Origin of the sequence: Enterococcus avium ATCC 14025 (genome assembly GCF_000406965.1) — a bacterium.
GTDB lineage: Bacteria > Bacillota > Bacilli > Lactobacillales > Enterococcaceae > Enterococcus_A > Enterococcus_A avium.
The window spans coordinates 360,363-381,751 of record NZ_KE136362.1; the positions used below are offsets into that span (position 1 = coordinate 360,363).

24 protein-coding genes are annotated in these 21,389 nt (G+C 36.1%); 21 read left to right on the top strand and 3 right to left on the bottom strand.

Going from position 1 to position 21,389, the window contains the following annotated elements; translation table 11 throughout:
- Positions 1 to 10: 10 nt before the first annotated feature.
- Together OMU_RS08840 and OMU_RS08845 are read right to left on the bottom strand one after the other, a co-directional pair.
- Positions 11 to 1,222, bottom strand: a complete 1,212-nt coding sequence (locus OMU_RS08840) for a site-specific integrase (protein WP_010742871.1) — start codon at positions 1,220 to 1,222, stop codon at positions 11 to 13.
- Between the two features lie 94 nt (positions 1,223 to 1,316).
- Positions 1,317 to 2,039, bottom strand: coding sequence for a helix-turn-helix domain-containing protein (locus OMU_RS08845; RefSeq protein ID WP_010742872.1), 723 nt, complete (start codon positions 2,037 to 2,039; stop codon positions 1,317 to 1,319).
- Between the two features lie 212 nt (positions 2,040 to 2,251).
- On the opposite strand from OMU_RS08845, the gene OMU_RS08850 reads away from it, so the two are divergent.
- From OMU_RS08850 to cls, 20 genes are all read left to right on the top strand, one after another.
- Complete coding sequence (locus OMU_RS08850; protein WP_010742873.1) at positions 2,252 to 2,440, top strand: hypothetical protein; 189 nt, start codon at positions 2,252 to 2,254, stop codon at positions 2,438 to 2,440.
- 3 nt (positions 2,441 to 2,443) lie between these two features.
- Positions 2,444 to 3,109, top strand: a complete 666-nt coding sequence (locus tag OMU_RS08855; protein ID WP_016179582.1) for a Rha family transcriptional regulator — start codon at positions 2,444 to 2,446, stop codon at positions 3,107 to 3,109.
- 12 nt (positions 3,110 to 3,121) lie between these two features.
- Positions 3,122 to 3,415 carry a helix-turn-helix domain-containing protein gene (locus OMU_RS08860; protein ID WP_010742875.1) on the top strand — a complete coding sequence of 98 codons (294 nt, stop codon included), beginning with the start codon at positions 3,122 to 3,124 and terminating at the stop codon, positions 3,413 to 3,415.
- Between the two features lie 200 nt (positions 3,416 to 3,615).
- The gene (locus OMU_RS08865) at positions 3,616 to 4,212 is read left to right on the top strand and encodes a hypothetical protein (protein ID WP_016179583.1); all 597 of its coding nucleotides are present in this window, start codon (positions 3,616 to 3,618) and stop codon (positions 4,210 to 4,212) included.
- A 141-nt stretch (positions 4,213 to 4,353) separates the two neighbouring features.
- A complete protein-coding gene (locus OMU_RS23365) occupies positions 4,354 to 4,530 on the top strand; it encodes a hypothetical protein (RefSeq protein ID WP_010742877.1) in 177 nt (58 codons plus the stop codon).
- The gene (locus tag OMU_RS08870; protein ID WP_010742878.1) at positions 4,530 to 4,823 is read left to right on the top strand and encodes a hypothetical protein; all 294 of its coding nucleotides are present in this window, start codon (positions 4,530 to 4,532) and stop codon (positions 4,821 to 4,823) included. The genes OMU_RS23365 and OMU_RS08870 overlap by 1 nt, the downstream gene beginning before the upstream one ends.
- Entirely contained in the window at positions 4,816 to 4,986 is a 171-nt protein-coding gene (locus OMU_RS23370) for a hypothetical protein (protein ID WP_010742879.1), read from the top strand. The genes OMU_RS08870 and OMU_RS23370 overlap by 8 nt, the downstream gene beginning before the upstream one ends.
- Positions 4,983 to 5,213: a hypothetical protein gene (locus OMU_RS08875; RefSeq protein ID WP_016179584.1), complete on the top strand. Its 231-nt coding sequence runs from the start codon at positions 4,983 to 4,985 to the stop codon at positions 5,211 to 5,213. The genes OMU_RS23370 and OMU_RS08875 overlap by 4 nt, the downstream gene beginning before the upstream one ends.
- Positions 5,210 to 6,100 carry a primase alpha helix C-terminal domain-containing protein gene (locus OMU_RS08880; RefSeq protein WP_010742881.1) on the top strand — a complete coding sequence of 297 codons (891 nt, stop codon included), beginning with the start codon at positions 5,210 to 5,212 and terminating at the stop codon, positions 6,098 to 6,100. Before OMU_RS08875 ends, OMU_RS08880 begins: the two co-directional genes overlap by 4 nt.
- A 7-nt stretch (positions 6,101 to 6,107) precedes the next feature.
- Positions 6,108 to 7,694 carry a DNA primase family protein gene (locus tag OMU_RS08885; RefSeq protein WP_016179585.1) on the top strand — a complete coding sequence of 529 codons (1,587 nt, stop codon included), beginning with the start codon at positions 6,108 to 6,110 and terminating at the stop codon, positions 7,692 to 7,694.
- Positions 7,695 to 8,128: 434 nt separating this feature from the next.
- Positions 8,129 to 8,449, top strand: coding sequence for an HTH domain-containing protein (locus OMU_RS08890; protein WP_010742884.1), 321 nt, complete (start codon positions 8,129 to 8,131; stop codon positions 8,447 to 8,449).
- Between the two features lie 724 nt (positions 8,450 to 9,173).
- Positions 9,174 to 9,797 (top strand): hypothetical protein, encoded by a 624-nt coding sequence (locus tag OMU_RS08900; RefSeq protein WP_227131755.1) that lies wholly within the window; start codon positions 9,174 to 9,176, stop codon positions 9,795 to 9,797.
- A gap of 218 nt (positions 9,798 to 10,015) precedes the next feature.
- Positions 10,016 to 10,546, top strand: a complete 531-nt coding sequence (locus OMU_RS08905) for a hypothetical protein (protein ID WP_016179586.1) — start codon at positions 10,016 to 10,018, stop codon at positions 10,544 to 10,546.
- 341 nt (positions 10,547 to 10,887) lie between these two features.
- On the top strand, positions 10,888 to 11,553 hold the full coding sequence (locus OMU_RS08910; RefSeq protein ID WP_010742887.1) for an amino acid ABC transporter permease: 666 nt from the start codon (positions 10,888 to 10,890) through the stop codon (positions 11,551 to 11,553).
- 11 nt (positions 11,554 to 11,564) lie between these two features.
- The gene (locus OMU_RS08915) at positions 11,565 to 12,296 is read left to right on the top strand and encodes an amino acid ABC transporter ATP-binding protein (protein WP_010742888.1); all 732 of its coding nucleotides are present in this window, start codon (positions 11,565 to 11,567) and stop codon (positions 12,294 to 12,296) included.
- Positions 12,297 to 12,309: 13 nt separating this feature from the next.
- Complete coding sequence (locus OMU_RS08920; protein WP_010742889.1) at positions 12,310 to 13,155, top strand: transporter substrate-binding domain-containing protein; 846 nt, start codon at positions 12,310 to 12,312, stop codon at positions 13,153 to 13,155.
- A 56-nt stretch (positions 13,156 to 13,211) separates the two neighbouring features.
- Positions 13,212 to 13,568, top strand: coding sequence for a hypothetical protein (locus OMU_RS08925; protein ID WP_016179587.1), 357 nt, complete (start codon positions 13,212 to 13,214; stop codon positions 13,566 to 13,568).
- 752 nt (positions 13,569 to 14,320) lie between these two features.
- Positions 14,321 to 15,673 carry a branched-chain amino acid transport system II carrier protein gene (gene brnQ, locus OMU_RS08930; RefSeq protein WP_010742891.1) on the top strand — a complete coding sequence of 451 codons (1,353 nt, stop codon included), beginning with the start codon at positions 14,321 to 14,323 and terminating at the stop codon, positions 15,671 to 15,673.
- Positions 15,674 to 15,757: 84 nt separating this feature from the next.
- Entirely contained in the window at positions 15,758 to 16,030 is a 273-nt protein-coding gene (locus OMU_RS08935) for a hypothetical protein (protein ID WP_010742892.1), read from the top strand.
- A 1,098-nt stretch (positions 16,031 to 17,128) separates the two neighbouring features.
- Positions 17,129 to 18,658 carry a cardiolipin synthase gene (gene cls / locus OMU_RS08940; protein WP_016179588.1) on the top strand — a complete coding sequence of 510 codons (1,530 nt, stop codon included), beginning with the start codon at positions 17,129 to 17,131 and terminating at the stop codon, positions 18,656 to 18,658.
- 32 nt (positions 18,659 to 18,690) lie between these two features.
- Here the strand turns inward: cls and OMU_RS08945 are convergent, their stop codons facing one another.
- Positions 18,691 to 20,127: an AcpB/EbpR/MafR family transcriptional regulator gene (locus OMU_RS08945; RefSeq protein ID WP_016179589.1), complete on the bottom strand. Its 1,437-nt coding sequence runs from the start codon at positions 20,125 to 20,127 to the stop codon at positions 18,691 to 18,693.
- Between the two features lie 314 nt (positions 20,128 to 20,441).
- Between OMU_RS08945 and OMU_RS08950 the strand changes: the two genes are divergently transcribed.
- Positions 20,442 to 21,383, top strand: a complete 942-nt coding sequence (locus OMU_RS08950; protein WP_016179590.1) for an L-lactate dehydrogenase — start codon at positions 20,442 to 20,444, stop codon at positions 21,381 to 21,383.
- The last annotated feature ends 6 nt before the right edge of the window (positions 21,384 to 21,389 follow it).

The window sequence follows — 21,389 nt, forward strand, 5'->3', positions numbered from 1 at the left end:
AACCCCGCCTTTATTGAGCGGGGTTTTTCTTTTGACCCAGAGATTGACCCAGATTTTTACCATTCTTCATATAATTTCCGAAAATATCGGCAGTTTCTTCTTTGCCTTCTTTTGTTACATGGGCATATACGTTCATCGTTGTTTTGATGTTACTGTGACCTAATCTAGCTTGTACTTGCTTCATGCTTGCACCAGCTTCAAACAATAAACTACAGTGCGTATGTCTAAACCCATGCGGCGTTATCCGTTTCAGTCCTTTATGATGATTATAGAAGGTTTTCAACCATGTTTGAGGCGTTCTAGGGTAGATATATCCATTATCCTCAATTTTTGAGAAAACAAGCTGATTGACTGATGGCATAATGTTTAGCTTCCTTAATTCCTCTTTTTGTTTGATACGCCAAAACTTTAGTAACTCTATCGTTGAGCTATCTAAACTAATGGTTCGATTACTTGCCTTTGTTTTAGGTTGTTGAATCAATAAAGTACCATTTTTACCAGTAGCAAGGGTTTTATCAATAGTGATTGTTTGATTACTAAAGTTAATATCACGCCAAGTTAATGCCAAGGCTTCACCTTTACGTAATCCAGTATATGCGAGTACAGAGAACAGGGTATAACGTTTTGCTGGGAAATTATCTTTCATCTTTTCCAAAAAATCGAGCAGCTCATCTCTATCGTAAAAATTTTCTTCTTCAATATCGGTTGCGTTGCTACTGACTGATGGTATTTCAATTCTTTCAATGGGGTTTGTTTTGATCTCATCAATTGAAACGGCATACTTGAAAATCATACCAGCATAATTAATGTACCGTTGGTATCTATTAGGCTGCTCAGCCGCCCATTGGTTCGCTTGTTTTTGACAAGCAGTGACTGAGATTTTTTTTATCTTATAGCTCCCAAAAGCTGGTAGAACATGCTTATCAAAAGCTATACGAGTGTTCCAGTACGTGCTTTCTTTGACCTTGTGCTTGTACACTAATTCAAACCAATCATCAAATACCTCTTGATAACTTCGATTTGTGGGGCGCTTGTTGATTCCACCCTCAGCAATTTCAACATCTAGTCTTAATAGAGCTAATTTAGCTTCTTTGATTGATGAAAAACCTCGACGTGTCGTTTCTTTCTGTTTTCCAGTTAACGGGTCAACCCCTAGATATTTTTTGAACATATAGGCGGTTGAACCGTCTTTTTTTGTGTATTTTTTTATCTGTGTTGCCATTGTGTTTTCCTCCCAGTACCTAACGTGGGGCGATGGGTATGTATGGAGGGTGCAGCTATATCTCAACACAGAAAGTGAGTAAGTATTTTGGAAATCAGTGTCGGTTTAATTCACTAGGATTAATTATTTTATCTTCGTATTCCGATACCTCAGAAGTTGAAATATCGTATATGAATTCAAGCTTTCTTTTTGAATGCTTTTGATTGATTTCCCATAATATCTTAAAGTAAGCCACTGATGCCTTTTTGAAAAGTTCAATTTGTATTATTTTGTCTTTGATCAAATCAAAAATTATTTTTGTAATAATTTTTATGTTCTTATCAGGTTGTTTAGAAGTGTCACTTTCAAAGATGTTTTTATCTGGAAAACTCGTAAATTCAGGAGGGTCATCTACTGATTCTAAAAATTCTTCTGTTTTCTCTTTTGTGAAAAAAGTTGTCTCTGCTATCGCCATAGCTCCTTTATCATATCTGTTATCAAAAGAGAAGCCTGTGATATTGATTTGAAGTAGCGAGTAACGTATCTTGCTACCAATTTTCTTACCAAATAGAAACGTGTATTTATTAAAGTCATCGTTATACCAATAAGTTTGAATGAAATATTTTGATTTTTCCTGTTTAAACTCTAGCAGTTCGTCCAAAGATATACCAAAAAAATCGCATAAAGTATCTATTGTTTCGATTTTTAACCCTTTTACAGTTTCAGGATTATTCACTAAAGGGGTTAAGGTGCTCCTTGCAATACCAGTAGCATCACTTACTTCACTAATATTTAAATTATATTCTTTTAGCAAGTCTTCTAATTTTATTAAAATCATTTCTGCTATCTCTTTTCCTTTTTTTTCTATCATTATACATTGTTGTTGTTGTTTTGTGAAGCGTTATCGAATCACTAAGATTGATTTTGAAACGCTACTCCAATTAATGGAAATATTGTTGTTGACTCGCTACGTTTTTGTATGTATTATAATTGTATCGATAACGCTACAATTGAAATCGGAGCGTTATCGGTGATTTAGGAGGTGAGTAAATGAAAGCCAATCAAGAAATACGCGATCGTATTTTTATGAATCGATTACGAAATTGGGAAGTGGCGGAAAAACTTGAGTTGTCTGATAGTCGTTTTTGTGTTTGGTTACGAACACCATTGAGCAAGGACCGGAAACACCGTGTAGAAAAAGCAATCGATGAATTGTTAGCAGAACGAAAGGAGGGCTAAGTGATGCAGGAATTAGTATTTATTGAATCGGAAGACTTGAATTGTGAACCATTCACTACTGATGAGGTCATAGCGGAGTTTTCCGGAAATAGTCGTGATAGCGTCACACGGCTAATTAGAAACTATCAAGATGATCTAAAAGAGTTTGGGAAGCTCGGATTTGAAATCCGACCTATGCCAAGCGGTCAAAAAGCAAAAGTATTCCATCTCAATCAGCAGCAAGCAACTTTGCTGATAACTTACCTTGATAACACAGAGCCAGTTCGATTGTTTAAAAAAGAGTTAGTTAAACAATTCTTCACAATGGAATTTGAGTTGAACGCTAGACGTTTGGAACGATCAAACGGCAAGATTAAACGGATCAAATTAACTGATGCAATCAAGCAGGCAGGGTTCAGCGTTCATTTTTACAAACACTTCACTGATTTAGTCTACAAAAAGGCGTTAGGCTTCAATGCTAAACAGTTACGTGAGGCAAGAGGAGCAAAACCAAAAGCTACACCGCTAGATTTTCTCACTACTAAAGAACAGGCGGCAGTCAATCAGATCGAGGAGTTAACAACAGGTCTAATCTTGTTAGGTCGCTCATATGATGATATTAAGCTGATTCTAAATGTTGGGGTAGTTATCTATCAGACGACACTCAAAATACCTGAGAAGGCTCATTAGGCGGGTGATCGTATGAAATTAAGTATTGATGAACTAGATTTATCACCAGCCATCTTAGAGATGGTCAAAGAAGCCGCTGCAGAAGAAGGCAAGCAACAGGCGATTATTTTTATTGATGAGTATAAGAAGAAGCTAGAACAGCCTGTAGCGATGAATTACACGCAGGCGGCTAAATATCTGTCAACGAGTTACAACACGCTTAAAAAGCTCATTAACAGTGGCTTAATTAAAGTAATTTTGGTTGATGGATACGAACGCATCAGCAAAGAAGAAGCTGATCGATTTTTAAGAGACAATGCAAAATAATTCCTAGCGTGGGGCGAAGGAACACTCCTTAAATCGAGAGCACATAAGTTGAAATGTCACTAAGTCAATCGTTAGTCACTAAAGTTAATCGTTCATAAAACGAACGAATTGTAATTGTCCAAAAAAATGGACGAATTGAATTGTGCACCAAATGCACGAATAGATTTTGCACTAAATGCAAAAATAGGAGGAATGTACCGATGGAAATTATTTATCCGCCGTTGGTGGAACAATCGTATCGATTTATTACACAACAGGGAATTAAGGTATCTAAAGCAGAAGTGTATCAAATGATGGTTCAAGAAGGAATGCTGACACAAACAGGCGAGCCGACTAAGAAGGCATTGGAGCAAGGGATTGTCACAGAATACAAGCAGCAACATCGCACCTTGAAAGAATTTAAGCAAGCGTATCCGATATTCAAAGGGTATCCAGTCAAAGAGTTTACGCAACAAGATGGTATTTGGTATGTGTCTCAAGATGTGATTGCAGATATTCAAGCGATTCTTGATGCGAACAATTGTGACGTTGACATCTTCAATCAGATCAACACGTATTTCAATTTCAGAAACTACGATAATCCGCACGGAAGTATTGCAGAAATTAAAGGTGTTTATCATCCGTTGTACACGCCTTATGATGATTCAATGTTTCAGTTTGTTAATGGACAAGTAGCAATCCCAAAAGAAGTCATGGCGGATATTATCCAGCGATGCGATGAAGGCAAGCTAGATGTTGATAGAGATACCGTAGAAGGCTTTAAGCACTTGTTAGCACAAATGGAACAGGAGCAATGATTATGATGCAGGACAAAAGAAAAAAGCCAATATCACCAATCGCCGTCCAAAGCAGTGTGATAAAGGCAATTAACGTAGGCAAATAGCCTGTATTCTTTTGTCCTTCAATTATAGCACATCTATTTATTGGAGGAAATTACTATGAAAAAAAGAACTAATTTAGTAATAGGAAGTATTTTAATCGGCTGGATTCTCAGCTTGTTACCGTTGATAGCAAAATTATTTATTTTTACTGGTTTAGCAGTCTATCTGTTCTTTGGATACGACGAATGGGCCTATAACCGTGATCACAAACAATCTGCTGGAGGTGCTGAGTGATGCATATTTTAGATGTAGGGACTCCCTATAACAATAATCTGAACGATTTCTTTCTACACAATAGAATGGCTCATAGTGGCTTGACTCAAGCTGTCATTCAACGAGTCTGTTTGGATCAGGGGATAGATTGGCATGAAGTAGATATTATGCTTGCTTTAGAAGTCGGTACAAGGATATTGAGTGAGTTAAAGCAAAACAATCGCATCACCTATACAGAAAAAGAACTTGTTACTATTCAAAAATATGAGAAACAAATTTCTTCATGTAAAGAGACGGTGACTGCAAATGTTTAAAGCCGGCGATGTTTGTAAAGTAAAGAAATCAAAATATCTTGCACCAGGATCACTTGTAAAAATATTGCTAGAGCTTCAAACAGACATTTATCTATGTGGCAACGAATCAGGTAACACGATTGTAGTTGCTGAAAATTTAGAATCGTTGGAGGTTGTAGCATGAAAAAACAACAAAATGAACATGTTATGTCGTTAGCTGAATATTCCGGCGAAGAATGTGCAGAATCAATTAAAGAGCTATACGCACAAGCGATGACGGCAAATCAGGAAGAACGTAAAGAAATAGCAAATTGTTTGCGCGAAGAAGCGTACAAACAAATTAAGGATACTGTACGTATTACTTTAATCAAGATTGCTGAACAAATCGAATCAATGGAGGTGTCCGAGTGATTTATATAGGAAACGCATCGCCTTCGGATTTGAAAGAGCCATTAAAACTACCTTTGCTGGACTTTTTTAGCAAGTACAAACCGCAAACGGTGAAAGTCACTGATGATAAAGAACAAATGATCGCATACAAGAAATATTCGGCACTAGGTTTCATTAGTGGTGAAATGAGTGAGCTTAAACGCACGAATAAGAATCTTATCCGACGTGATGCACTTATTCTTGATCTTGACGATATAGGCGACATCACAGAAAACGACTTAAAACAGAAGATACACAACATCTTTTATGAAGTTGATTATGTGCTCTATCCATCGGTCAGTAATGGAGTGAAAGGCGTGCGTTATCGGTTAGTATTGCCAATAACTGAACCAGTGGAAGAACAGGATTATAAACTACTTATCCGTTTTGTGACACATAAGATATTAGCAGACATTATTAAGAAGCCGGATGCTAGTAATGAAACGTGGAGTCAGCTTATGCTATTACCGATTGTGACGCAGTACAACCCGAGAGAGAGCCTGATTACTGTTTTTAAAGGGAAACAGCGATTCCCAACAGCAGACGGTTTGGCAAGTGCTAAGGCGTGGGAGAGAAACAATAAAACTACGGTTCGGCGGAATCAACAACGTGCAAACAATTACATGGGTGGTCGCGCTTCTTATTTAAATAATATGTTTGCTGAAGTGTACGGCGGCTGTGATGAAGGTGGTCGGAACAACCGTATCGCATTTTTAACAAAAAAGTTTGTTCGCCAGGGGGTGAAACCATCACTCATGCTTGAGGTGGCGTTAACAGCAAATATGTATTTTCAGCCGCCACTATCAGAAAAAGAAGTAAAAGACACCGTAACAAGTGTTTGTAAAACGATTTTAGGCATGAGGGAGTGAACGCCAATTGGATTTGGAAGAATTAGACAAAATACAATTAGAGCAGCGTGGAGTGACTAAAGGAGAGTTGGAGCCATTTCATATTGGAATAAAAATGAAAGAAATTTTGGAACAAGCCCATACGATGGGAATTGAAGCTGGTGGAGACTTTTTAGTAAAAGCAGTTGAAGAAATTAACGAAAAAACACCAGATTGGTATTGGTGTGTTGCGGAAGTAGGCGACAAGGAGCTTAGTTATTATGATAGTTTCGATCATGAAAAAATGGGTGATGAATTAATCAAGAAGTATCATCTTGTACGATTTCCTAAGCTGTTAGAGGGAGCGGTTTACGATTCCAGCCGTGGTTATTGGCGGTATTTTGGGAAAAATGAAATGAAAACTTTTGCTGAGAAAGAAACACTTGAGACGTTACAAGCATGGGGTTTTTATAATCAAAAATACATCCCATCAACACGTACCTATGTTTGGCAGAAAACTTATAATAAAAATTATCCCGATTCTACGCCTTTTGAAACAAGCAAGCCTGAGTTAGTTGTTTTCAAAAATGGTACTTACAACATTTTAAATGATACGATGCGGCCAAATGACCCGAACGATTATATTTTGAACGCTTATAACTACGATTTGGATATGAGCAAACGAGCCACACCGAAAACCATTGCACTATTTAGAGGCTTAGTGGGTGAAAACGCATTGTTTCTTATGCAGTATATCGGTTATATCTTTTATCGAAGTCATGCGCCCGCGCAAGAAATGCTCTTCTTAAAAGGAAAAGGTGGGGAAGGGAAAAGTACTTTCATTGGCTATATTATGAATCACATTCTAGGAAATGATAACTATTCCGTTGTGACGCCGCAGGATTTATCAAATGATCGTTTTCAAGTCGTCGAATTGTTAGGGAAGTCGGCAAATATCAGCGCAGATATTAAAGATGATTATATTGAGGATTCAAGTATTATCAAACGACTGACCGGAAATGACCGAGTCTATGCGCAATTTAAAGGCATCCAAGGGTTTCAGATTTTGAGTTATGCCAAAATGATTTTTAGTGCAAACAAATTGCCAAAGTTTCGGGATCAATCAGAGGGGTTTTCTGACCGCTTGGCAGTTGTGCCATTCATTAACGGCAATCAGCGTATAGAGGGTGCGACTTTTTGGCAACAGCATGATATGGACAAGGTAGAAGAGGAATCAGCAGCATTCGTTTATGCGTGCATTCAAGAGTTTAGAAAAATATTCGATGGCAAAAAAGCACAATTCACTAAATCTGAAAGTATGGAAAGGGAAAAAAGTAAGTGGCTTTTGGATAATGACCATATTGCCGAATTTGTCATTGAATCAACAGAAATAGATTTAAGCGATCCAAGAGGTGAAATTGCGACAACTGTTCAAAAAGAGTATACCCAATTTTGTAGAGATAACGGTTATCGAGTAAAAAATCCGCAAGCGATGCGTGATTATTTAGAATCGATAGGAGTTCCTAAAATAAAAAGTCGTCAGGGGTTTTCTGATGGCGGTAGCAGTCAGTGGCGTTATCAAGGGTTAAGGCTCACCATTTCTTATATTACACAATTTGATTTTAATTCTGAGTAGTGTTCCAAAAGTTCCAAGGTGTTCCATCAGCGTTCCATAAAAAACATTGATATACCGCGCTTGTTCCAAAAGTTCCATAAATCTTCTATTTCTTTAAGGATGAAATAAAAAAAGAAGAAAAAAGTAAATATATAAAGGATATAGTGAAAAACATGGAACATTGGAACATTGGCTTCATATCAACGTTTATAGCATGGAACGGCATGGCACACAATGGAACACTTGGAACGCCGAATAAAAAAAGAGAGGTGTAACAATGAAAGTAAAAATATTTTCTGATTGTAATAAAGAAATTTTAACGAATATTGTAAACGAGTTTCTGGACTATTGTGTAGCTGATGTAAAACATGTTCTGCAGTCAGAAACATTATTAAATAATTCAGAAACAAAAATCACTATTTCAATCTGGTATGAATATGAGGAGGATTGTTAACATGAACCAATTATCCATCATCGAAAGAGCAGTAGCTGAATTACTCCCCATTGGTGGGGAACGCAAAATCAATATTACGGATATCACTAAGCTAGTAGACCTAGACCGTCGCGAAGTCTATGCGGTTATTCAATCACTAAGAAGCAAAGGCGTGCCGATTGTAGCGACTCGTGGCAAAGAAGGCGGCATCTTTGTGGCTACCAATGAATCAGAACGCCTACAAGGCCTACATCCGCTGAGAATGCAGCATATGACTACAGAAGAAACGATCCGCAATATTGAGCAAGCAGATTTAGAATCATGGAAGAAATTGCTAGCATAAATAAAGCGTAACCAATGTTTCAATCTGGTATGAGTAAATTGTTAATGATTGTTAAGGTTCACAATAAAAACAGAATCAATTGAAATTGTAAGGGATACAGCTATTGAGCGAAGGAATTTATCTAAAGCTCAGCGAGTAGATATTGTTTTAAGAAGTGATGATTTGATTGGCAAAATTCGCAATCAAGCGAAAGAAAATCAAGGTACACGCAATGATTTAACTTCTAGGTCCTTGGACCCAAAAGTTAAACAATATAGCACTAGAAAAAAATTAGCTGATATTGCAGGGATAAGTGAGTCCACTATGAAACGAGTTATGAGAGCTAAAAAAGAAGATGAAGAACTTTATAAGAAAGTCGTATCTGGAGAGGTTAGTCCAAAAAAGTCCCAAAAAATTTGCGGTCAGCATCTGCAGGTCCGCACGATAAAAGTGGCCTGTAAACAAAAGTTTAGACGACATTGCTTTCTCCGTCGGGATCTGTTGAGCCCATCGGAGAAAGCAATAGAAATACGACCAGTTAGTTGCCTATAAATCGCAGGTTAGAGACATGCCCCAGCTTATAGATCAAATTGAATCGGCTGATTTAGAGGGATGGCGCACATCGCTGTAAGAGAATAACTAGCAAAAAAGTACGATAAGTATTGGTTTCTCTAATGATTTAGGCAAATTCTGCATCTATGGTAGCAAGTGCAACAATGAGATTGGTAAAAAAGTGGTGAATATTATGTCGAATGTTCGAACAGCAGAAAACTATTTTAGCATTGGTATCAAGCAGTTTAAAGAATTACTGAAGATCGATAAAACGGTGAGATTTCCATACACTTTTACTAGGAGCCGAACGCGTGGCGGAGAGAAAGAAATACTCCATCAAGAAGAAGTCGAAGTAATACTTAACGGGGAAACGAACTACATGTTTTTAGGCGGCCGTAGAATTCTTATAGAGACGACTCCTTGCAACTATGGTAATAAGCGCTACTGGTTTGGTTGTCCGATTTGTGAAGGGCGAACCACTAAGTTATTTCTTCATGGTGGAGCTTATGCAATTTGGAAATGCCGAAAATGTGCAAATTTGGTTTATCGTAGCCAGCAAGAAACAAAAGGCGATTTTTGGACGTGGTATGACAAAGCTCAAGCGATCGCTCGGGAATTGGATTCGGATTATTGGGAGGATGGATTTTCTTATTTGTGTTCATCTCCGCATATCTTATTCCCTAATAAGCCTAAGAATATGCATTGGAGTGTCTATGAAAAGAAGCGAAAGAAATTTTTAGAGTACGTAGCCCGAGGAAATAAAATCAATGCGGCGCAACTTGGGGCGATAGTCAATAAACATCGAATAAAGGAGTAGATGAAAATGGATAAAGTATACATCGATAATACCCAGTATAAAGAAGCGATAGAATTCCAAGTTATGGTAAAGTGAAACTGATCGTAAAAAAGGTTGCAACGGAGCACACAAAAAAAGTGTACAGGATTACTGGTGCAATAAGTATTAGTCCGTGTAACGCAGAACGCAACGTGCAGTTTTTCTCTAGGGATTTAGGCAGAAAATCGGAGTGAGTAGAAATGAATGAACGAACTATCACGCAATACCCAAAATTGAATATAAAAGAAGCCACTAAAGTAGGGGAACTGCTAGAATCCGACGTGTTCCTTTTCGGAAAAATGTTCACTATCGAATATGTGGCAAGCAATCTAGGCATAGGTGTTGTTCCGTTCTTTGTCTGTCCGGAGTGTCAGCAGCGGCGTAGAGACTTATACAAGGTGCGTAAAGAATGGAAGTGCTGTAAATGCCACGATCTAGTTTATCGGAGTCAGCAACGTTCTAAAAACGATGGGTGGTATTGGTTCAATCGTGCCATTGATCAAGCAAGAAAGATCGATGAAGATTTCCGATTTAACAGTTTCAGCGAGCTATTAAACCATCCGCTCATGTTCCCGATGTTCAAGCCTAAGTATATGAAGCAGTCAAAATACGACAATATCCGATTTTGGTATGACATGTACATGTTTCGTAGTATGAAAATTATGGCGGAAGATATGCGCAAAGGATTGGCAAGGATGAGGAGAGGAATTGGTATACAAGATAAGGACTAAAGGGATTAGATTTACAGTAATTTAACTGTTTGTTGATATTCAAATTTTAATGGTGTTGTAATCGTTTTATCTAAAAGGTATAATTCCGTTGGTATGATCTTTTTGGTATGATCTTTTTGGTATGGGCGTTTGGAGGCGAGACTATGAACAAATTTCTGACATGATGTTGAGTAAAATCTATTCTTAGAGTTGCTAAGACCAAGTTTCGTTGTTTTATGAAACCAATAGTGAAGTATCTCACTATTAGACTAGTGAGAAAAGACGAGAGAGTACCATTAGTAAACTACCTTTTTAGACATACTGTGCGTTCAAACTACTAAATAAAAAGTATGGTAAATAATATGCAAAATATTGATTGGACATTTTTTTTGAAAACAATCCCGATAGCTTTTTCGGGTATTTATGTAACACTTTATGTATCAATAGTAGCTTTTTTGATAACGGTTGTTTTTTCAACTATTATATCTTTGATTCGTTTTTTCGATGTACCTATACTGAGCAAAATCTTAGGTGTTTTTATTTCATTTTTCAGAGCTACTCCTTTTATTGCGCAACTTTTCTTTTTATATTTTGGGTTGAGACAAATAATACCAATCTTTCAAGGACTATCGCCAACTTGGGTTTTGATAATGGCATTGATGTTAAATACCACAGCTTTTATGGCTGAGAATTTTCGAGCTGCTATTGAGGCGGTAGATATAGGACAATTTGAGGCCTCATTTGCTATGGGATTGACATATTTACAAACAATGAGAAGAATAATTTTGCCTCAGGCTTTTAAAATAGCTTTACCATCTATTGGGAATAACTTTGTGATGCTTTTTAAAGGAGCTTCTATGGGATTTACAATCGGTGTGATAGATATTTTATCCAAAGCGAAAGTTGAAGCTTCATTAACGGGAAATTGGTTTGAGGCCTATTTAGTAGCTATGCTAATCTACTGGGGAATCATATTAATTTTTGAGCAAATTCAAAAATTAATAGAGCGAAAGTTATCGAAAAGTTAAGGAGCACAACTATGATTGAATTAAGAAACCTTAGCAAAAAATTTGGCGAAAGAACTATTCTAAAGAATTTATCTATGAGAATTAATGAGGGTGAAACGATTTCTATTATAGGCCCCTCTGGTGCAGGTAAATCAACTTTTTTAAGGTGTATAAACCTGCTAGAGACACCCGATAGCCTTGAAATGGATATTGACAATTTATCAGTATCAGTTCCAGGCATCTCTAAGAAACAAACTTTAATGGTTCGCAGAAAAACTTCTATGGTTTTTCAACAATATAATCTATTCAAAAATAAGACAGCTATTGAAAATGTCATGGAGCCTTTAATTACTGTAAAAAATCTACAAAAAGAAGTTGCATATGATATTTCTTTGAAGGCATTAAAAAGCGTGGGAATGCAAGAGAAAATTAATTCGTTTCCGAAGCAGTTGTCCGGGGGACAACAACAAAGAGTTGGAATAGCTCGAGCAGCAGCAATTGAACCTAAAATAATGCTGTTTGATGAACCTACATCCTCGCTAGATCCGGAATCAATTCAAGGAATATTAGAGCTGATTAAAGAACAGCGCGACAAAGGGTATACAATGTTGATTGTAACGCATGAAATGAATTTCGCGAGACAGGTATCTGATAGAATATTTGTGATGGAAAATGGTTCGTTTATTGAATCTGGTAGCCCTGAAGAAATATTTAATAGATCAGATAATCCACGTATTAAAGAATTTTTAAAACAAGCAGATTAATGGGGGATTTAGAATGAAAAATTATAAAAAAATAGTAACTACAATTATCGTAGCTTTTACAATAGTATTTGTATTATCAGGTTGCCAAAAAAAAGATTCGAAGGAGTCTGATTCAACTGAAAAAAAGGATCCGCAAACAATTAAAGTCGCTATAAACAATAACGTTCCTCCATTTTCATATATGAAAAATGATAAAGTTGTTGGAGCAGAAGTAGATATTTGGAATTACATTGGAAAGAAACTAGATAAGAATATTGAATTTGATCCCGCTGGATTTGATGTATTGTTTGGTAAAATCGATAATAAGGAAGTAGATTTTTTATCTAGCTACTTGGCTATTAATCCAACAAGAAAGGAAAAGTATAATTTTACTGAACCTTATGCTCATGGTTTTATGAAATTACTTGTTTTGAATAAGACTAAAGATATTTCTGGTTTAGAAGATTGTGGTGGAAAAAAAGTTGCGGTTACTGCCACAAGTAACGCTAGGGAGTTCTTAGAACGGTACATTGAGGAAAAGAAAATTAACATTGAACCAGTCATTTTTGAAGATAAAGACACCGCCGCTGCAGCACTAAATAATGGTGACGTAGTTGGGTTCTTTGAAGGAGCAGGAACCAATATAGCATTGATTCAAAATAAAGTAGTGGATGGAAAATTTGTAGGCAAATCTGAAGATATCACTGATACAGCATTCTTATATAGAAAAGGTGACAAGGAGATGGATAAATTAGGAAAAGAAGTTTCTGATGTTATTATTGAAATGAAAAAAAATGGTGAATTGAGTAAAATTTATGAAAAGTGGGTAGGTGTAGATATTACTGATCCTTCAGCAGATATGAGTTATATTTCTAAATAAATTGCATTGGCGGCCAGAGATTTGGCTGCCTTTTTTTATGAGAGGGAGTGATCGTAATGCAACCAAGAGAGAAAAGAAGACGAGTTGATTATATGCTGCTTGCTTTAAGCACAAATGAGTACCGTCTGAACCGTTCTGCTGGGAAAATAGCACTAACGATCCCGAAGAAACGAGGCGCGCCGTACGGCAATAAGAACGCCATAGGGAACAAAGGTGGCGGAGCACCCATAGGAAATATAAACACAGAAAAGCATGGATTTTATACCAATTTTGGTTATCGATTCCAAATGATGAAAATAGAAGAATCGCTTATGGAAAGTGGCCAGTATAATGTTGAACTTGTTCGGGATATTGCGGAGAAAGTAAAAAGCGGTGAGGTTCGAATAAAGTTTGATTTTAGCCCAGGGGGATAATTCCCGGGGCGTGAATTATGATAAACGGACGTATTTAGTCATGTAAGCTAAAGCGTACAAATTATTTAGTTTTCTTTAGTTGTGTGGGCTGTTTAAATTGGCGCACAAGCTTATGTATCAGCCGCCCTGAGTGATTTATAGCTTCGCAGACTAAAAGTAGTTGTTTTAAAACGACATCAGATTCGCTGTGATTCAAAACCGTAACAGATTTTTTGTTGTCACACAGAGTGATATCAGTTCGTTATGAATTAGAGCCAGATCGAATAGATAGCTACTGTAGTTCTAAAGTCACGTAACGCTACTTTAGAATATCCGTCAAAAGGGTGTCAAAATAACTCGTAGTCGATCCGAACGGCCACTATTTTTGGTTATATCTCAGAAGGATAAAAATGTAAAACAGATGGGGCTAAATCATTTTTTCCTGATCAATCAAATTGCCCCTAGAAGTGCGTAAAAAAGAACCTACTGTTTCCGCAGCAGACTCAAAGAATATAGTCGTTGAAAAGGTAGTTTATCATTTGGTTATATGGCTAGCAATACAAAAATACCCCCGAACTGCTGGGTTCGAAGGTAAGAAAGGAATTTCTAAGACAAGGTTAACATCATCCAGATACGCTTGCAACATAAAATAGAAAATACTCTGACAATTCAAACGGTATTTGGTGGTATTTAATAAAACTTTTGTCAGTATTGATATACTTGTGTACAATTAGTTGGCATCATTATTCTTGTTCATAGTAAGGAGCTGCTATATGGGGAAAAAACTTTCAATAAAACAGTACATCTATATAGGATCAATGCTTTTTGGTCTTTTCTTTGGTGCGGGGAACTTGATTTTCCCTGTAAACATGGGGCAATTAGCAGGAAGTAATATAGTTTTAGCTAATCTAGGATTCTTGGTTACAGGCATTGGATTGCCATTTTTAGGTATAATAGCGATTGGTGTTTCTCAAAGTAAAGGTGTTTACGATTTAGCGTCAAAGATTGGCAGAAAATATGCCTTTATTTTTACTTTCCTAATTTACTTGGTAATAGGCCCATTTTTTGCCCTGCCACGCTTGGCGACAACTTCTTTTGAGATTGGGATCGCGCCTTTTGTTTCAGGGAAGCATCTAGTTTTTGCTTTAGCAATGTTCAGTGTGTTGTTTTTTGCAACGACATGGTTATTTTCGCGCAAACCTACAAAAATTTTAGATTATGTGGGGAAATTTTTAAATCCAATTTTCTTAATTTTATTAGGAGGGCTACTTTTTTTAGGATTTACGCAACCACTAGGGTCAATTCGAGCAGCACCAGTTCAACCGGTTTATCAAAACGCAACTTTTTTAAAAGGATTTACGGAAGGTTATAATACTTTAGACGCTTTGGCATCTTTAGCTTTCGGGATCATTATTGTTACTACGATTCGTTCTATGGGAGTAACAAAACCTAATCAAATCGCTAGAGATACGATTAAGTCCGGGGCTATTAGTATTGTTTTGATGGGTATTATTTACACCTTGTTGTCCTATTTGGGAGCAATGAGTTTAGGCAAATTCGCCATTAGTGAAAACGGGGGAGTTGCATTGGCACAAATTGCGAATTATTATCTCGGGACTACAGGAAGCATATTACTCGCAGTGATTGTTATTTTAGCCTGTCTAAAAACCTCTATTGGCTTAGTAACAGCCTTTTCTGAAGCTTTTGTTGAGCTATTCCCTAAGCGTAGCTACCGTTTCTTTATCATTCTTTCTAGTGTGCTACCGTGTCTTTTTGCGAACATTGGTTTGACCAAAATAATTGAAATATCTTTGCCAGTACTGATGTTCATTTATCCTTTGGCCATGACATTGATTTTATTGGCAATTATGAGTCCATTATTTAAACACAGAAAGCTTGTTTATCAAACAACCACGTCATTTACAGTTATTGCAGCTCTTTTTGATGCTTTAGCAGCAAGCCCATCATCACTTTTAACTATTCCTGCGATAGAGTCATGGCTAAGTTTTGTTGGTCAATACCTCCCATTTTTTAATATAGGTATGGGCTGGGTATTGCCAGCTTTAATCGGATTCTTGATAGGATTAATATATTCACGATTTAAGGAAAGAAGCCTAGTTAGCTAAAATTATTATCAAGTCCATCATTTGGATTGGCTTTTTTGGTATACTAGTTTATGCTTGTAAAATGGATGACTAGGGGAGAATAACATGCGAGGAAAGCTTTCAAAAGACCAGCGAGTTTATCAATATGAGTCGCCTTTTTTAATGCAAGGAGAAAACGGTTTGACTTTAAGTAAATTGAGGTCAATTTTTATAAGAAGTTTTTTGAATAACCCACAAGCAAAGTATGTTTCAGAAAATTACGCACTTGAAAAAGAACAGCGTCAAATCCGTGTTTGGCGAAAAGATGGAAAGGTTCTTTCGGAAGATGAGATACTTAAATTAGACATTGTTGTTCCTCAAATCTTTGAGATGTACTAAACGATCAAATGATCTACTACTAGACAGGATTATTAATAGAGTATGAGGAGTTAACGCGATGAATTCATTAATAAATAAATTTAGGCAGAAATATAAGGACAGTTACTTATTAAGAACTGTTTTACTCGTAACTTTAGTTGCAATATTTGTGTCGGGATATGATGCATTATTCAAAAATTTTAGCTTTAGCACTTTACGAGTATATGTTGTATTTGTCGCTATATTCATTTTCTTCTATGTAATGACAATACGGTATAGAATCCGGTTGTTTTACCAATAGATTGAGGGATTTGCTCTTATTTTGATGTATTTTATAGGATCAGGTTATCTTAATAAAAGTACCGTCGACTGGACAAGTTATGTGATTTATATTTTAACAAGTTTAGCACTTTCCTTTTTGCTGATGTTGATACCCTTGGCAATAAAACAAGACAACAAATAATGATAGGTATGATAAATAAAAAATATCTTGGCGTTGGTGGTCTGTGAAAAGGTCTGTGAGTGTAAGTGAAACTATGTATAGCGCCCCACGCTAGATGAGAAATTTTTGACTAAGAAAAAGTAATAATTGAATCAATTTGACCCAGAATTGACCCAGATTGATTTTATAATCTGTGAACGATAGTAAAAGCGTAATCAGCTAAATTTGTTGATTTAACAGCAAATTGTTACTCGTACAAATTTCAATAAAAGGACTTTGCTTGCTGACCAAGCTAAAGATTCATTAAATAAATAAAGCCTATAAACGCTGGCACATCAACTTATGAGCTGCTGTCGTTTGTTCGTGAAAAGGAGCTGATTCAAAAGTCTAAAGACTTTTGGGTCAGTTCCTTTTTTGGTTATTAAAGGGAGTATAGAATTTTCACAGAAAAAAAGGCTTTACAACAGCTATATCCATGTCCGGCTTCACGAACGAGCTTTTCTTATATAAGGAAAGCTAACTAATGAGAAGTACGAATGACAGATGGAATACTTTTTTTTAAATAGCTATTCAGAAATTCGATAAACTAGATTGATTCCAAATTATAGCGTAAAATTAAATTAATAAAAGTTATGAAATGCGTATAAATGACAATGTGAATCTTGAGGAGAGCAGTAATGAAAAATAAACTACAGCGCTTGCTGGTTATCAGTTTGCTATTTATTTGCGTTTGCTTTGCAGCGTATCAATTTTTTGATAGTATGATTATCCTAACGATCTTTGCAGAAGTGGTATCTTTTGCATTGTGCGGGTATTTAATACTGATCGACAAGCGTCCTGCTACTTCAAAATTTGCCTGGTTATCCGCTATTTTGTTTTTTCCTTATATTGGGATTTTGCTTTTTTTCTTAGTAGGGGGTAAGCCAAGTTTTAGGCGTTTTTCTCCAATACAAAAAAGAAATGAGCAGTTATTGCACCAATACATGTCTCAGTTGTTAAACGATCATCCGGAAATAATTAATGAGCCCTACGCTATTTCGAAAGAACTGACTTATCTTTCTGGAAATGAATCCTTGAGAGGAAATCAGCTTACACATTTAGCTGATGGTGAAAAAGCTTATCAAGAATTACTGATAGACCTTCAAAACGCCAAGCATCATATTCATCTAATGTATTTTATTTATAAGGCAGATGAAACAGGTCGTGAATTAGCGGATATATTAATAGAAAAAGCCAAACAAGGTGTAAAGGTTCGTTTTATTTATGATAGCGTTGGATCGATCAAATTGCCTTTTGAGTTCATTTCTAAACTGAAAGAAGCAGGTATTTTAGTTCGTACGTATGATTTAGTGAATTCTCCGTCTTTGAGCACTAGAATAAATTGGCGAAATCATCGGAAAATGGTCATCATCGATGGTCAAATAGCTCACATGGGCGGTATGAACTTAGGCAATGAATATCGCAGCCGAACAGATAAATTTAACTATTGGAGAGACACCAATCTAAAAATATTAGGACCTAGTACGATCTATGTACAGTATGCATTTTTATTGGATTGGCTTTTTTTAAATGAGGATGAACAAGGATTGCTGCCTTTTTTTAATGAGCCACAAAATTACTTCCCACTAGAAAAGAATTCTTCCGAAGAACAAACTGAAATCTGTCAAATAATTTTTGGCGGCCCTTATGACTCAGAACGTATTTTGAAGGATTCGATCATGGAATTGTTTGGAAAGGCGAAAAAAACGATTCAGATAGCAAGCCCATATTTCGTGCCGGACGAGGAATCTTTATCTGTTATACGTCGTGCAGCAAGGTGCGGGTTGAAGGTACAATTAATTATTCCCGGCAAAGGAGATCGAGCGATTTCTTATTATGGAAATCATTCGTTTGTGGATCGTCTGCTGTCTGCGGGAGTTGAAGTTTATGCGTATGATGCAGAGTCATTTTTACATTGTAAATATCTGATTGTAGATGGTCTCGTCGCATCAATAGGCTCGACAAATTTTGATATTCGAAGCTTCCATCTAAATCATGAAATATCCGCCTTTATATATGGGCCGAGTCCGATGGTCTCTGAAATTCAAGCACAGTTTGAAGAGGATGTTCGCCGATCTGAACGCCTAAGCAATGAAAGCCAGAAAAAAAGAAGAGCAATGACGATTGTAAAGGAAAGATTAAGTGAATTTTTTACCCCGCTGCTTTAATTGATATTAAAGCAACGGGGTGTTTTTTATCTTTAGATGTTAAAAAGCAGGTCTTGCAGTTCCTGCCATTCAGTATCTAAGGGAATATCAGATAAACGATAAAGATCTGATGATGTAAGATGGAGCTGCGGTTCAAAATTGTATACGCACAAATCAATCTGCAGTGTACTTAACAATTCATTTGTTAATGGTCGATTGAATAAAAAATGATATTCAACGTCATTTGGAATAACTTTTTTTGCTAGAGCCTTGTAATAACTTACAGAAGAGGAGTCTCCAGTTAGCGCAAAGAGTACTTTTTTCTTATTATATTTTTTTACCTCATACAATAAGGTTAATCTGGCGGCGACATCCTCAACCTGTGAAAAATATTCGTGATTTTTTAAAATATGACACCAAATAGAAAATGTATCAGAGTAATTATTTTTAGCCTTGCGTATCAAAATGCGAGAATATTTTTGAAACAGATCCGTACACTCCGTCAATATCGATAGATTTGTGAGGTAGGATTGAATAGCTGATTTTGCCTTATGGTTGAGTACTAAATTCTGCTTTGAGGCGATAAAAAAATTTGTAATAAGCAAATCCTGTTCAGTGAATTCTTGAATAAAGTCATTGGTTAAGTATGAGCTGTTTGATTCATAAATAATGGTATCGACTTGTGCAAAATAAGAAAACAAGATTTCTTGGTTCCGATTGTTTTCCTTAGGTACCTTTGAATGAAAATAAGTAGAGAAGGCTGTTTTAAAACGACGGTAGCTATCTTTATTCTCATATTTTTCCAGTATTGAAGCATCAAACTCAATAAAATGCTGGTTTTCTATTCGTTTTTCTATGATGAACATCCAAATTGTTGCTCTATAGTAGTCAAAATTTAAATTTAGATCGTAGTCTCTTTTCATTTTTTCTAAGACTTCTGTTATCTCATGATATTGATCATTATGGATGATGGGTGCACTACTTTCATGAATGGAGCGAAAATACTGGAAGAAAAAATAACGGATATTTGCTTCGTCACCGACTAAGGAAAAGGTAGTGGTATCGAGGTCAAGTCTGAAATCTTTAAGAACGTTTCGGAAGGTTCTGATGTAATTTTTCATTGTTGATTCGGAAATGTATAAGTCCAAAGCGTAAGTAACCAAATCTTTCTTTTCTTCATAGAAAATGGATTCGATAATGTGAAATATTGGATTATCTGAAATTAGACTATCAATATAAGTGACAATCTCACGGCTCGGGCCATATTTTTCAAGGGATAAAGTATGATTGAATTCTTCTAATAAGAGAGCGTTTGGCAAGTTATCGATTAGGTAAGCGACATCTTGTTGTATCGTTTTGAAAGAAACATCACAGAGATCGCTAAAAGTTTTTAATGACACCGGACGATTGGCTTCAAGTAAGATTTGAAGGATTTTTATTTTTCTTTTTATAGATTTATCGACTAGCAAATCATAGGAGTAGGTATTCATTAGAAAAAGCCCCCTTATCAAAAAGTGGTGATACGGTTTCATTATAATACGAACGAAGCCTATAAATAAAATATTTGTCTTGATATTTATAAATTATTTTTTGCAGATGATTTATTTCTATTTAAAGCTTCTTTTTTTTAATTCCTTCAGACAAATTATTTCCGATTTCTAGAATTAGTTTATTTGTGAAAAGCTTAGCTGTTCACTAAACTTACTATACAAGCTATCCTTGAAATTGCTTGATAATTGTAAAAATCATTAAGGAAAAGTTCGATAGTAGATTAATAAGATAGAGAGTCGAAAGGAGAATTATGATGAATAAAATTGTAGTAATTGGTAATGGAGATGTCGGTTCAAGCTATACCTTTGCTCTAATGGCACAGGGTGTTGGGAATAATGTAGGTATTATTGATTTGGATTCTCAAAAGGTTGCCGGTGATGTGAAAGATCTTACGAATGGTTTGGCTTATGTTGGGCCTAAAAGAATTTATTCTGCAGAGTATTCGGATTGTTCTGATGCAGATTTAATTGTTATCACAGCTGGAGCGGCGCAGAAGGAAAATGAAACTCGATTGGATTTGGTGAAGCGCAATGCACGCACTATTAAGTCAATTGTCCAATCAGTTATGGCACATCATTTTAATGGAATATTTTTGATTGCCAGCAATCCAGTTGATGTTCTCACCCATTATGTAAAAAAACTAACAGGATTTCCCGCAAATAGAGTTATTGGCTCGGGAACCTCTTTGGATAGCGCTAGATTAAGAAGTGCCATTGGAGAAAAATTTCAAATAGATCCAAGAGACGTGAATATTTATATTTTAGGTGAGCACGGGGACACACAATTTCCTGTTTGGTCTCATGGAAATATTGGTGGTTTAAAGATCAGCGAATGGTTGAATCAACATCCTGAATTTTCCGACTCTGACTTAATAGAATTGTCAGAAAACGTTAAGAATGCAGCATATGAGATCATTCATTACAAGGGTTCTACTCATTATGGGATTGCCATTTCTTTGGCAAGGATTACAAAAGCGATTTTGCTGGATGAAAATTCTGTTCTTCCAGTCTCGGTACATTTGGAGGGTCAATATAATAGTAAGGATGTTTGTATTGGTTCTAATGCTGTTTTAAATAGATCAGGGATTCGAGAGATCATTGAAATACCGTTAGATAAAGATGAAATAGAAAAAATGCGCTTTTCTATTCAGACCTTGAAAGACATGCAGAAAGAAATACTTGAGAGTGATAGCTGATGTAAT